11 protein-coding genes are annotated in these 13475 nt (G+C 36.0%); 2 read left to right on the top strand and 9 right to left on the bottom strand.

The window, feature by feature from the left end; translation table 11 throughout:
• Positions 1–18: 18 nt before the first annotated feature.
• The 7 genes from HBN50_RS01515 to HBN50_RS01485 form a co-directional block, all read right to left on the bottom strand.
• Positions 19–297: a metal-sensitive transcriptional regulator gene (locus HBN50_RS01515; protein WP_273867350.1), complete on the bottom strand. Its 279-nt coding sequence runs from the start codon at positions 295–297 to the stop codon at positions 19–21.
• On the bottom strand, positions 297–2471 hold the full coding sequence (locus HBN50_RS01510; RefSeq protein WP_273867348.1) for a heavy metal translocating P-type ATPase: 2175 nt from the start codon (positions 2469–2471) through the stop codon (positions 297–299). The genes HBN50_RS01515 and HBN50_RS01510 overlap by 1 nt, the downstream gene beginning before the upstream one ends.
• Positions 2471–2683 (bottom strand): heavy-metal-associated domain-containing protein, encoded by a 213-nt coding sequence (locus tag HBN50_RS01505; RefSeq protein WP_273867347.1) that lies wholly within the window; start codon positions 2681–2683, stop codon positions 2471–2473. The genes HBN50_RS01510 and HBN50_RS01505 overlap by 1 nt, the downstream gene beginning before the upstream one ends.
• Before the next feature lie 82 nt (positions 2684–2765).
• Entirely contained in the window at positions 2766–3254 is a 489-nt protein-coding gene (locus tag HBN50_RS01500) for a hypothetical protein (RefSeq protein WP_273867345.1), read from the bottom strand.
• Positions 3247–6360 carry an efflux RND transporter permease subunit gene (locus HBN50_RS01495; RefSeq protein WP_273867344.1) on the bottom strand — a complete coding sequence of 1038 codons (3114 nt, stop codon included), beginning with the start codon at positions 6358–6360 and terminating at the stop codon, positions 3247–3249. The genes HBN50_RS01500 and HBN50_RS01495 overlap by 8 nt, the downstream gene beginning before the upstream one ends.
• A complete protein-coding gene (locus tag HBN50_RS01490; RefSeq protein ID WP_273867343.1) occupies positions 6357–7724 on the bottom strand; it encodes an efflux RND transporter periplasmic adaptor subunit in 1368 nt (455 codons plus the stop codon). The genes HBN50_RS01495 and HBN50_RS01490 overlap by 4 nt, the downstream gene beginning before the upstream one ends.
• Positions 7717–8916, bottom strand: a complete 1200-nt coding sequence (locus HBN50_RS01485; RefSeq protein WP_273867342.1) for a TolC family protein — start codon at positions 8914–8916, stop codon at positions 7717–7719. Before HBN50_RS01485 ends, HBN50_RS01490 begins: the two co-directional genes overlap by 8 nt.
• Before the next feature lie 181 nt (positions 8917–9097).
• On the opposite strand from HBN50_RS01485, the gene HBN50_RS01480 reads away from it, so the two are divergent.
• On the top strand, positions 9098–9622 hold the full coding sequence (locus HBN50_RS01480; RefSeq protein ID WP_273867341.1) for a hypothetical protein: 525 nt from the start codon (positions 9098–9100) through the stop codon (positions 9620–9622).
• On the opposite strand, the gene HBN50_RS01475 is transcribed toward HBN50_RS01480, so the two are convergent.
• A complete protein-coding gene (locus HBN50_RS01475) occupies positions 9614–11821 on the bottom strand; it encodes an ABC transporter substrate-binding protein (RefSeq protein WP_273867340.1) in 2208 nt (735 codons plus the stop codon). The genes HBN50_RS01480 and HBN50_RS01475 overlap by 9 nt on opposite strands.
• Before the next feature lie 196 nt (positions 11822–12017).
• On the opposite strand from HBN50_RS01475, the gene HBN50_RS01470 reads away from it, so the two are divergent.
• Complete coding sequence (locus HBN50_RS01470) at positions 12018–12551, top strand: glutathione peroxidase (RefSeq protein ID WP_273867337.1); 534 nt, start codon at positions 12018–12020, stop codon at positions 12549–12551.
• On the opposite strand, the gene HBN50_RS01465 is transcribed toward HBN50_RS01470, so the two are convergent.
• A complete protein-coding gene (locus HBN50_RS01465; RefSeq protein ID WP_273867334.1) occupies positions 12548–13432 on the bottom strand; it encodes a LysR family transcriptional regulator in 885 nt (294 codons plus the stop codon). The genes HBN50_RS01470 and HBN50_RS01465 overlap by 4 nt on opposite strands.
• Between the last annotated feature and the right edge of the window lie 43 nt (positions 13433–13475).

Below are 13475 nucleotides of genomic sequence, written 5' to 3'. Positions count from 1 at the left end.
AACTCTTCCTAGCAACTTTTATGATTTAGAACTCTTCTTTAAAATCTCTAAAACTTCATTAATCTTATCATCAACAACATCATTATCTCCAGAGTCGATGGCCTCTTTTACACAGTGATGAAGATGATTCTCTAAAATCTCAAGTTCTAAGGACTTCAAAGCACTTCTTTGCGCCTTTATTTGAGTCAGAATATCGATACAATATTTTTCTGATTCAACCATATTGGCCAAACCTCGAACCTGCCCCTCAATTCTTTTAATACGATTTAACAATGCTTTATGATTTGCACCTTTCATTAAATAAACTTCCTAATTCTTAAACTATTACTAACGACTGAAATACTACTCAGGGCCATGGCCACACTTGCAAGAACTGGCGGCATTAAGGGTCCACCGAATAGATAGAGTACACCAGCAGCAATGGGAATGAGAAGAGTGTTGTAAATCATCGATAGAAAGAGGTTTTCTTTAATCACTTTCATTGTCTTTGTGGAAAGAATAATAAAATCTAGCGCCTTTGAAATATCTCCATGAACAATTGTCACATCAGCAGCATTAATCGCAACATCTGTTCCAGTCCCCATGGCCAGAGAAAGATCTGCCTTAGAAAGAGCTGGAGCATCGTTGATACCATCTCCTACCATAGCGACCTTAAGCCCTTTCTTTTGTAGAGACTCAACCGCAGTCGATTTATCTAGTGGTAATACGTTGGCCATGAAATGGTCAATACCAAGCTCATTGGCAACATCTTGAGCAACAGCTTCATTATCTCCAGTAATCATCCAAGTTTGTATTCCCATATCTTTAATTTTAGAAATAGAGTCGAGCGCTTGTTTTTTTATCTGATCACCTATGACAAATAAAGCAATAACCTCTTTGTTCTTTGCTACATAAACAGTACTACCGATATGTTGTGATGAAAGAGCCGATGGAACATCAAGTTTGTGGTCTTTCATTAAACTCATATTACCAATAACGAATTCATCATCATTTAGATCAGCAACAAGACCTTTTCCTTTGATAACTTCAAAGAGATCAGGCTCATCTAACGGTCTATCTGATTCTTGTTGATAAAAGTTTAGTATCGCTTTAGAAAGTGGGTGCTCTGAAAATTGTTCGATTGAAGCAACATCAAAGAGAACCTTGTCATGATTAATTGTACAGATATAGTCGATAACCGATGGTCGCCCTTCAGTGAGAGTTCCTGTTTTATCAAAAATGATGGCATCAATATTTTGTGCCTTCTCTATAACCTCGCCTCCACCAATCAGTAGACCCTTTAAAGATGCTCTTCCCGTTGCAACGACAACTGCTGTTGGTGTAGCAAGTCCTAGAGCACAAGGACATGCAATTACAAGAACGGCGATAAAGTTAGAGATTGCGTTGCCCCAAACTGGCTCAGGACCAAAAAAGAACCACATAATGAAAGTGATCACAGAAATGACTAAGACAGCAGGAGTAAAAACTGAGCTAATTTTATCTGCATATCTTTGAATCTGTGGCTTCGAACTTTGAGCCGTTTCTACAAACTTAACGATCTGAGATAGAAAAGTATCTCCGCCGACTTTGGTTGCATTATATTCAATGACACTTTCTCCATTAATTGTTCCAGCAAAGAGTGAGTCCCCTATTTTCTTTGATACAGGAATGGGCTCTCCTGTAATCATTGCTTCATCAATATTTGATTCACCCTTAGTAATTTTTCCATCAACAGGAAATTTTTCTCCAGGCTTTACTCGAATAGTATCATTAACCTGAACCTTAGATATATCGACTTCTATAAAATCATCACCTCTTTTTACAAAGGCCTTCTTAGAGCTAAGCTTAAAAAGAGAATTCAGGGCTTCTTTCGTTTTCTTCTTGGCCTTTTCTTCAAAATATTGTCCAAGAAAAACAAAAGAAATAATAAAGCCAACAGCTTCAAAATGTACCTTTTGTGTTAATCCTAAATTTACTGATAACTCATGAAAGATAGTTATGAATGAACTATATACGAAAGCAGCTGTAGTCCCAATACCAATTAAAGTATTCATATTGGACTTACCCGTTAAAAAGAAATTAAGTGCAGATTTTTGAAAGCGAGACCCAATCCAAAGCCACACAGGAGTTGCAAGAATTAATTGAATAAACCAATTTGTTCTCTGATCTGGCCAATTCATTAAAGGCCACATTGCAAAAATAAAAAGAGCTATTGATAAAATAATTGAAATCAAAAACTTTCTAAGGTTTTCATCCTTACCATTAGCATCTTTAGAGGATTCATTCCCTTCTTGAAAAGAGTAACCTAGATTTATTATTTCGGTTTGAATAGTTTCGACGAGTGATTCATTATCAAGCTCGAAATAACCTTTTTCAGTTGCGTAATTGACTGAACATGAAAGTACTCCATTAATTTTAGAAATACTTTTCTCAATTGAAGAGGCACAGCTTGCACAGCTCATGCCCTCAATTTTTAGCGCTAATGTTTCCATTAATCCGTCTTACTCATTTTAGTGATAGTGAAGCCAAGTTCTTCGATCTCTTTTTTGATGGCCATTCCTGATAGAGTTTCAGAAGAAACCTTAACAGTCTTATCATCTAGATCGACTTCAATAGTTTTAACTTGTGATTCTAACTTATTTACGATCTTGCTTTTACAACCACCGCATGTCATACCTTCAACATTAAACAAAAAGCTTTTCATATCGCCCCCTTCTATACCCCCACAGGGTATGCTTATTTTAAGCTAAATGCAATAAAAAAGGGCCCTATATGGACCCTTCTCTTTAGTATTTTGAATCTTGTGATCCACAATGCGGCATTCTAGGAGCATAGGGATTATGTACTTTTGCCATCTTAGAGGAGTTTTGTACCCACTTCTTCTTAACCATTGGGCAAGAATAAGCGTTGTACTCTTTTCCAACATCATAAGAGTTCACCACATGAATCAAGGCCATAGAAACAAGATTATAAGCTTCATTATTAGCTTCTCTTTTAGAAGTGCTCTTCATTTCACTTAACTTAGTTTTTGAAAAAGTAAGAAGTTTGGCCACATCTTTATTGCTAATTTTATCAATCGCCATTTTTACTTTTGTAGCTGCCGCTTCGACCTCTTTTCCATCATACTTAAAAAATGAAGCATGAAGCGTTTCATTCAACTTCAAAACCTCAACAATTTCTTTCATTTCTTTCTTAGAAAGAGAAATTCTTTCTTTTGCTAATGATCCAAAACTTGTAATCATTACAACTAAACTTAACATCATTGTTTTAAACATTTTGTTCTCCTTGAATACGTTTTTGTTCAAAATATGAGAATGTAACAGGTACAATAAAAAGAGTAATTAATTCTACGAGCATCCCTCCAAGAGCAGGAATGGCCATAGGCTTCATGACTTCGCTCCCCGTTGTCGTAGACCACATAACCGGTAAAAGTGCTATGATCGTTGTCGTTGTCGTCATAACAAGAGGACGAATTCTTCTTTTGCCGGCCTGAAGAATACAATCTTTAAGCTTTTGCCAACTATCAGGTTTGTGCTTTTTCATTTCTTCTTGCAAATAAGTCATCATGACGACACCATCATCAACAGCAATACCAAAAAGAGCAATGAAGCCAACCCAAACGGCAACAGAAGTATTAAATCCGCCAACCCATAAAAGGATCAAACCACCAGAAAGAGCAACAGGAATAGCACTAAAGACAATCGCTGCATTTCTAAAGTTCTTGAGACCTAAGTAAATGATGACAAGATTGATCATTAAGGCCAGTGGAATAAGCATTAAAAGTCGTTTATTAGATCGTACCTGATTCTCATACTGGCCCGCCCAATGAAGAGAATAACCATGAGGTAACTCAACATTTGACTCTACTTTTACCTTTGCCTCTTCAACAAAGCCTACGAGATCACGTCCCCTAACGTTTAATAAGACTAGAGAGCGTAGAAGACCATTTTCGGATTGAATAACAGCTGGTCCAGTGACAACTTCAATTTTAGCGAGCTGGCTGATTGGGATATGTTGTCCAAGTGGGCTCGGTACAAGAACTTTCTTCAGTTCATCAATACGATCTCTCAATTCCTTTTTATATCTCACCCTAATTGGAAATCTCTTTCTTCCATCAAAGTACTGACCAATAGGCATTCCACCAATAGCAGTTTGAAGAACCTGGTTAACAGTTCCAGTATTAATTCCGTATCGACTTGCTGCTACTCTATCAATATCAAATTCAATATAAGGTTTACCTGTGATTTTTTCGGCAAAGACACCGTAGGCACCATCAATCGACTCAACTTCCTTAGCAACTTTTGCTGCAATATCTTCGAGAGTCTTAAGACCTTCTCCAAAAACTTTAATTCCAATTTGTGTTTTAATACCTGTTGAAATCATCGCAATTCTATTTTCAATCGGGAAAAGCCATGCGTTTACTAAACCAGGAACTTGAAGATGCTGGTCGAGTTCTTCCATGATGTTATAAATCGTCATTCCCGCAGGCCACTTCGATTCATCCACTAATTTCACAACGGTTTCAAACATAGCAACAGGAGCTGGATCAATTGCAGTATCAGCTCGCCCTAATTTTCCAACGGCATTTTCAACAAGAGGGTGTTCTTTAAGCTTTTTATCTGTGTATGCAAGTAGTTCTCTCGCTTTAGTCATAGAGACATCAGGCGTTGTCACCGGCATGTAGAGAATTTCTCCTTCATTTAGAGAAGGCATGAATTCCTTTCCAAGCTTTGAATAAGAGAAACCACCAAAAAGGAGTAAAATGAGTGGTAGCACAAGAAACTTTTTTCTATTTGATAATACCCAATTCAAAGCAGGTTCGTAGAAATTAATAATCGTTCGGCTAACTTTATTTTTTTCTACAGGCTTCAAATCCCCTTTTAAAAAATAAATGGAAAGCGAAGGGACAAGAAAAATCGCAACAATAACAGCACCAAGCATGGCGAGTGTTTTTGCCCATGCTAGAGGACCAAATAGCTTACCTTCACTACCTTCAAGACCAAAGACAGGAAGAAAAGTAATAATAGTTGTTGCAACTGCGGTCACAATTGCAGGACCGACCTCTTTAGCAGCGTTTTTTACTATTTGAACTTTTTCTTCTTTTGAAGAGTGTGGATTTTCTGAGAGATGAGAATAAATATTCTCAGTCATGATAATCCCCATATCAACCATCGATCCAATCGCAATAACCATCCCTGATAAACTCATAACATTAGAATCGATATCTAGTAATTTCATTAGAATGAAACTAATTCCAACACCAAAGGGAAGCGTCAAAGAAACCAACACAGATGACTTAAAGTGAAATAAGAAGAAGAGAATAACAAAAACAGTAATGATAATCTCTTCAGTTAATGCACGATAAACAGTACCAATCGTTCTTTCAATCACCTCTGTGCGGTCATAAAATGGAACAAGATCGACTCCGGAGGGAAGCCCCTGCTTCACAATTTCCAATCGTTTTTTTACCTTCTCGATGACTTCTTTGGGGTTTTCGCCAAAGCGCATCGTCACAACACCACCCACTGATTCTACGCCATTTTTATCAAGGGCCCCTCGTCTAAAGCCAGGTCCAGTTCCAACACTCGCGACATCCTTAACACGAATAGGGATACCCTTCTTAATGTTGATAACGACATTTTCAATATCAGATAGAGACCTAAAGAAACCTTTCCCTCTGACAATAAACTCTCTGTCACCATCTTCAATTACTTCAGCACCAACATCGATATTGCTTTCCTTAATGGCCTTAATAAGCGCACTAAAGTGAGTATCATAGGCAAAGAGTTTTTGTGGATCCACGTCAATTTGGAACTCTTTAACAAAGCCACCAATACTGGCAACTTCACTGACTCCTTCTACTCCTTGAAGTAAATAGCGCACATAAAAATCTTGAATGGTCCTAAGATCAGAGAGAGACTTAGGCCTAGGGTTATCTTTTTTATTCTCTAGAGTATACCAATAAATTTGACCAAGACCCGTTGCATCTGGTCCCATCTTAGGATTAACGCCTGTAGGGAGTTCTTCTTTAGCACTTGTCAGTTTTTCTAAGACTCGCGATCGACTCCAATAGAAATCAACATCATCTTTAAAAATCACATAAATTGTAGAGAAACCAAAAGCAGAGATTCCTCTAATATTTTTTACACCTGGAATTCCCTGCATAAGAATGCTTAAAGGATAAGTAACTTGCTCTTCAACATCCTTAGGTGATCGACCATCCCACTTAGTAAAAACGATTTGCTGATTTTCTCCAATATCAGGAATAGCATCGATTCTTGCAGTCTTTAAGCTATAGACAGAAAAAAGAGCTATAAAGACAAAAACAATGACGACGAAGACTCTATTTTTAATTGTATATTCAATGAGCTTTTGAATCATTTAGACTCTCCAGATTGATTAAAGTCTTCATATCCGCCAAAGAGCTGAGCCTGAGCATCGAGAAGAAAACTTCCTTCTACAACAACTTTCTCATTCTCTATTAAACCCTCTTTTACTTCAACATAACCTTCGGACTCAACACCAGTTAAAATAGTTTTGGCCTGATAACTTCTCTCATCACTTTGAACCCATACAACTTTTCTTTTTCCTGTATCTATGACAGCACTTCTTGGAACAACGAGTGGCATTCCTTCAAAATCAAGCTTCAAAGTGGCACTTGCAATCATTCCAGGCTTTAATCTACCAAGCGAGTTTTTAATTGTTGTTCTAACTTTTAATGTTCTAGTTGTTTGGTCAAGAACTGGGCTAATAAAATCAATCTCACCCTTTTGAATATCTCCAGGAATAGCATTAAACTCCATTTCGACTCTTTGTCCAAGCTTTAAAACACCTGAGTCTTGTTCGTAAACATCTAGTTCAACCCATACATCTGATAGATCAGATAACTCGAAGAAGTTTTGACCTTCTTTAAAATATTTTCCAACGATGGCACTTCTCTTTTGGACGATACCAGTGGAATCAGAATAAATTTTAATTTGTCTTGGTACTTCGCTATTTTTATACCAGCTTTCAATTTGCGCTTTCTGAATCCCCCATAATTTCAATCTTTCTTCCGATTGATTCATAAGGTCTTTAAATTCGTTTGACTTATTTTTTAGATAACTCTTACGAGCAAGAAGATACTCTTCTCCTGCAGCGATGAGCTTAGGGCTGTAAAGCTCAAGAACAAGGTCACCTGCTTTAATAAAACTACCTGTCGACTTCACGTAGACTTTCTCAACACGACCATTAATCCTTGCAGGAATACTGCTTTCTTTTTCCTCAGATTGAAGAACAGAACCAAGTAAACGAATATTCTTACTCATTTTCATTGAAGTCACAGGAAAGACCTCTGGCTTAAAGTGATGAAGTTGCGCCTTTCTAAGTTTTAATTTAGCAACGACTTTAGCAGCTTTTGATCTGATCATAGGAATCATAGGTGTTCCATCAATTGGGCATACTCCAGCGACTTCACTCGTTACATCAGGAAAATCTTTACATTGGTATAGCTCTTTTTGAACTTCTTCTTTTACTTGTTTTGGTTCTGTCCCTTTTTCCACTTCTACTTTGGTGAGGTTCATATGACAGATAGGACACTTGCCAGGCTCATTCTCTCTAACCTGTGGGTGCATTGAACACGTATAATAAACTTCTGTTTTTGAATGTTCGTGACCAGCAGGCTCTGACTCTACGACGCTATCTTTTAAACAAGAAACAAGAGAAACCATGAAACTAATCAATATAATTTTTGCGAACTTACTCATGTAGAGTATCCCCTCTTTGATATTTTAAACTTAAGTAATTTTTTAAAAGTAAGGCCTCCAAATTTGCCTTTCTTAGAAGAATTTTTTGTAGATTAAGCTCTGACTGCAGAAGTTCAGAATAAGTAGATCTTCCAAGCTGATATGATTTAGCTGTAATTTCTTTAGAACTTGTCGCTAATTTGACTGTTCGCTTATTTAATACATCTAACTCACTTTTAAGTTTGGAAATTTCCAAATTAAAGTTTCGAAGTCGATCTTCTTTATAGTTTTTATAATTTAGATAGGCCTTACTAACTGCAATTTTAGATTCCGTTACAGCATTGAGATTAGAATACTTCTTCGATGAAAATGGCATAGGAAAGCTGATGGAAGCACTGACAAAGTCTCCTCGATCATCAATATTTGCCCTTTTTGTGTATCCGAAAGAAACTGTCATATCAGGAATAAAATCTAACTTCGCGGCAGTAATTTTATGATCACTCGCCTTTAGTATTTGTTGTATTGATTTTTCTTTAAAATCTTCATTTCCAGCAGAATTCTTTTTTAAAATCTGCCATGGAATAGTTTTTTCATTGAGCTTACTCATCTCTAAATTAGAAAAGTAACGATAATTTGATGACAATTGAGATAACTCGATGGCCTTATTATTGATTGATGAGTCTAATTCTGAAAGTCTAATTTGAAGTTCTAACAACGCCTGCTGTGAAAGATTACCATTGCTATAAAGTTTCTTTGAAACAGCGATCATCTTATTGAGCCAATTAGCATTCTCCTTGAAGATACTAAGCTCACTTTCAATTCTTTTTTTATCAATTAGAATTGACCAAAGTGATTTGATTAAATTTCTTTTGAGATCACTTGACTCATATACCTTCGATTGAGAAAGTTCTTCAATACCTTGGGCCCTATAATGATATTTTGGAACGAGAGAGATTTTTTGACTAATCCCAACTTCTATTCCAGTCATGGGTGTTTCATTTTTTTTTAGTGAATCTTTTGGAAAATTTTTAGCCGCAAGTTTTAGCATGGGATCACCCCAGGAATTTGCGGAACTTGCCTGTTCTTTCAATTCATTAGAACGAGCTTGTAATTCTTTAACGCTCGAGTGGTCTCCTACTTTCTTAATAACCTCTTGAAAATCATAAGCGCTAGAAGCATGAGAAATTAAGAACACTAAATAAAATAAACGCATTTCATATTCCTTCAGTTGTTTTCATTAACTACTACGAAAAGGATATGAAATTTGTGACAATTATTTTCTCCTGAGAAAATAAGGCAATGTATTCAATAACTTAAAATTATTTTTCTTTTTTATGTCACAAAAGAGCTTTACTGTTCGTATGATAAAGTAGAAACAACTTGTAGAGATGAATATGACTAATAAAAAGACACTCAATAAAGAATATAACGACTTCAACCAATCGAGCGCGAAAGTGCCTGAGGCCCTCAGTGGTTCAATTATCAGTCGAATTCATGGTGATTTGAACGTTAACCAGTCTCTTCTCTTTACTAAACTTCTTCTCGTTCATGGTTTTATCGGTACGTTAACACTAATTTTCTGTCCTCAATTCAATCTGAGTTTCACTCACAATCATGAGTTCTATCACTATATTCACCATACATATGGAATGAAAATTTGTATGTTGGTATGTGGAACGATTTTTCTTGGAACAGGAAGTTTATTTGCAGGACTAATATTGAATTCGAATGAATTATTGTCCCTAAGAAAATCTAAATACCTTTTAACTCTTGCCATTAGTTCATTGGCCCTTAGTTGTTTTTACCTCTTTGGAGCTGAGCTCTATCTAACAATGAGCCTAATGTGGTTACTTGGTGCTCTTGGCTCAAGTGTTGCTCTTTTAGAAGTAAATCTTTGGCTAAGAGAAAAGTTAAGCTAATTTTTCTTGATGAAATTTAGTAAAGACTTGCTGGAGCTTGTCAGAAGTGATTGGCTTACCAATAGCATCATTCATTTGATAATTTAAATACTCTCGGTCGTGATCAAGAATGTTAGCAGAACAGCCTACAATATAAGTTTTAGCTTTAATTTCTTGGTCAAATTCTCGAATCACTTTAGTTGCTTTAATACCATCCATGACAGGCATCTTATAATCCATAAAGACGAGATCATAGTCATTCGCTAGAATTTTATCAATGGCCTCTTGACCATTACTTGCATAATCAACTTGAACTTGGAGACGATCTAAGTATCGACTTAAAACCTTCTGATTAATTGTATTATCATCGACAACAAGGGCCTTTAGCTCGAGCTTTTGAATCTCTTCTTTTGTAAGAAGGATTTGCTCTAATTTCATTTCCTCTTCATTATCACAGACTTTAAATTCGACATTAAATTTAAAAGAACATCCACCAAGATCATTATCTTCCACTTCTATGAATCCGTTCATCATTTCAACAAGTTCTTTAGTAATAGATAATCCAAGTCCTGTACCACCATATTTTTTAAAATCCATTCCTTCTGCTTGATTATAGGGAGTAAAGACATGACTCTTTTGATCTTCATTCAATCCAATACCAGAGTCAATAACTTCAACATTTAATAAGAGAGAATCGCCTCTTTTTTCTGAATTTATAATTAATTTAACAAAACCCTTCTCAGTGAATTTAATTGCATTCGATAAAAGGTTATTGAGAATTTGAACGAAGCGTATTTCATCGAGTTTTACAATTATGTTTTCTTCTAGAGATTTTTCAAAATGAAATTCAATGCCCTTATCCTTCGCCATTAAGTCATACACTCTTGATACATTTTTTAATACTTGGGATATATTAATGGGCTCCTCTACTAGCTTAAACTTTCGACTTCCCATTTTAGATAAATCTAAAATCTGATTTACGATATCGAGAAGAACTTTATTCGAGTATTTAATAACATCAATGATCTCCCTTTGATTACTATCGAGAGAGGTATCTTCTAGAAGCCCTACTCCTCCAATAACACCATTGAGAGGAGTTCGAAGTTCGTGAGTCATATTAGAAAAGAACTGCTCTTTTTGAGCATGTAATTTTTCAAGTTCTCTCGTTTTATCATCAACGAGCTTGCGAAGATGCCTATTTAAGAAGACTAATGTCATTGTAACAAAGAGAAATAATGATGATCCTGCGAGAACTAATTGAATCGTCTTATTTGATAAGAAGGAACGGTCTTTTATATTATCAAAAAGGATGTCTTTAAGATCCCTAACCCTTTCAATTTCTCGCCTTTTTGAATAGATATTAGCAATTTTCTCTAACCTCATTTCACTGGTAGAACCAAGCTTAATGTAATCAGGCAAAATCATTTTCTTCGTCTCTTTTCCTTCAAAAATAATTTGTTCTTCACTGCTTTTGGAATATTTTAAATGAATGAGATTAGCGACTTCTTCGATGTTATTAAGAGCATAACTCCAACCTCTAAGACTCGCTCGCCGAAAGGCCTCAACACGATCAGGGTTTTCAATCGCCTCTTTAGTTGTGGTAATAATCATATCCCCGTACATATCAACGCCATAATTGTCGGGCTTCAATATATTAATTTCAATTCCCTTTTTGGCGTAGTAATAAGGCTGATTTGTTAAATAAATACTGATCGCATCGACATTTTTATTAATTAAGTCATCATTTTTAAAAGAATGAGGAACATGAATGATATCTTCAAAAGAAACATCGACTGTTTGAAACATCGTCAAAATGGCCGCATCATCGACATCTTTTTGAAACATCACTTTTTTTCCCTTTAAAAGGGCCGGTGAAGTAATTTGATCTTCTTTTCTAGTTGCTAAAACAATAGGCGAATGTTGGAAAACACTTGCTACGATCGTTACAGGAGCCCCCTGTAAATAATCTAAGACGATACTTGAGTCAGTAATCGCATAGGAAGCAGCTTGCTGATGTATTACCTCCTTTGGTACAACGTCTCTAGATCTTTCAATCAATTCAACATCGAGTCCTTCTTCACGAAAATACCCCTTCTCCAAGGCGACATAGTAGCCTGCGAATTGAAATTGATGCTTCCACTTTAAGTAAAGCTTAACCTTATCAAGAGCGAAAGACTGATCAACAAGACATAACAAAGAGAGAATAAATAAAAACTTCATCCCTCTATTATGACCCATACTAAACCGCGAGACCACGTTGAAAAAACTATCAAAAATCAGTCATATTTTTCCCATTTGCCACTACTTAGTAAGTCCATGTGCAGTATAAATTATGTCAATATTCGAACAATTATATTTTAGATGGCAATGCGACTTCTTTAGAGTAATATAGGGTCTCAAAACTCTGGAGATACTTATGAAAACGTTATCATTAGCTGTATTTATATCGCTCTTTTGCTTCTCAAGTTACAGCGTTGCTCAAGAACTCTATAACTTTGAAATGAAACAAACAGATGGAACATCACTTCCCTTTTCTAAGTTCAAAGGAAAAACTCTTCTTATTGTGAACATTGCAACAAGGTGTGGCCTAACTGGACAACTCGATGATATCGAAGCGCTCTATAAGAAGTACAAAGAGAAAGGATTTGAAGTTGTAGGAATTCCTTCAAATGACTTTGCTTCACAAACGCCGGAAAATGACAGTGACGTTGCCAAGTTTTGTCGACTAAAATATGGAGCTACTTTTCCAATCACGACGAAGACAATTGTGACTGGAGATAAAAAACACGCACTCTATAAGTATCTTGTTAAAGAATCGACGAAGAACGAAATTGAATGGAATTTTACAAAGTTCTTATTTGATAAAAATGGAAAGCTCATCAAGAGATACCCTTCGATGATGGGACCAATGAGTCGCGAGATAAGAAAGACAATTGAAAGAAATCTTTAATTCTTTATCTCTTTAATAAAGAAGTCTTTAAATAATTGATTCTTTGCTGATGTATATTCGTGATCGACCATCACAAAATAGAGGCTTCCTTTTAGCTTCTTTTCACTGGCCACTCGAATATCTTTCCTTTTAAGGGCCTCAATGACAGGAGCGGAATAATAAGGAAGAACGGCATAGTAATCTTTTGTTCTTGCAATATATTCAACGATGGCCTTGTGAGAATTCATAGTCATCGGCATTTCTATCTTAGAAAGAGAGCTTCTTGGAGAGAATTTTCGAATATATGTTTCAATCAAAGGATCGTTCTTTCGATAACCAATATATCGAAGCTTTCTAAGGGCTCCCGTTTTCTCACTCTCCTTATTGGTCAATAAATACGATTCCTGGTCAATGACTTTATAGAATTTTAAATTTTCATGATCCAGAGGATTCAGACAAATGCCAAAATCAATTTCACCTCTTAAGAGGGCCTCTGGAATTTCATTTGCCTTTGTAAACAGAATATTGAAAGTTACTTCGGGATAGAGATTACTAAATTGATTAATAATAGGAATTACCAAAAGCTCACCTAGTTCTTGCGGACAGGCGAAATTAATATGACCTTTTACTGTTCCCTCTTTATCCAGGGCCATTGAAATACTCTCACCAAGTGATTCAAGTAAAGGTGTCAATGACTGCTTAAGCATAAGTCCTGTTGAAGAGAGATGAACTTTCTTATTGTCACGAATAAAGAGACTCTTCCCAAGCTGAGCTTCCAATTCCTTAATCTGCCTTGAAACAGCTGGTTGAGCGACACTCAAGTTTTGTGCTGTCTTTGAGAAGTTCAATGTCTTGGCCAAGTCGACAAATGTTTTTAGGTAATTGAGGTTCAGGTTTTTCATAATAAATTCGTTATTAACTCGCATTTATAATACTATTTTGGAA

The organism is Halobacteriovorax sp. GB3, from assembly GCF_028649655.1.
Taxonomy (GTDB): domain Bacteria; phylum Bdellovibrionota; class Bacteriovoracia; order Bacteriovoracales; family Bacteriovoracaceae; genus BSW11-IV.
Note: the sequence above shows the minus strand (reverse complement) of the source record. Positions and strands in the feature narration are given on the sequence as shown.